The organism is Salinimicrobium oceani, assembly GCF_012037645.1.
The window spans coordinates 1-352 of record NZ_JAAVJR010001155.1 but is presented as its reverse complement, the minus strand read 5'-3'; the positions used below and the strand labels follow the sequence as shown (position 1 = coordinate 352).

1 protein-coding gene is annotated in these 352 nt (G+C 46.9%); it reads right to left on the bottom strand.

Annotated features, from left to right (window positions below):
• On the bottom strand, window positions 1–352 hold a 352-nt coding region (locus tag HC175_RS21245; protein ID WP_317172388.1), incomplete at both ends, for a malic enzyme-like NAD(P)-binding protein.

The following is a 352-nucleotide window of genomic DNA, read 5'->3' as shown; positions in this document are numbered from 1 at the left end:
CCCCGATTCCATGGCGGCCTTAGCAACAGCCGGCGGCACAACTGAAATTAAACGGGGATCAAAAGGTTTTGGAATAATGTAATATTTCCCGAAGATCAACTTGGTTTCTCCATAGGCGATATTCACCTGCTCCGGTACCGGATCTTTTGCCAGCCTTGCAAGCGCCTTAACGGCTGCCATCTTCATCTCTTCATTGATCTTTGTCGCACGTACATCCAAAGCACCTCTAAAGATGAATGGAAAACCAAGTACGTTGTTCACCTGGTTAGGATGATCACTACGACCGGTAGCCATAATAATATCCTTACGGGTGGATACAGCAAGATCGTATTCTATCTCGGGTTCGGGGTTA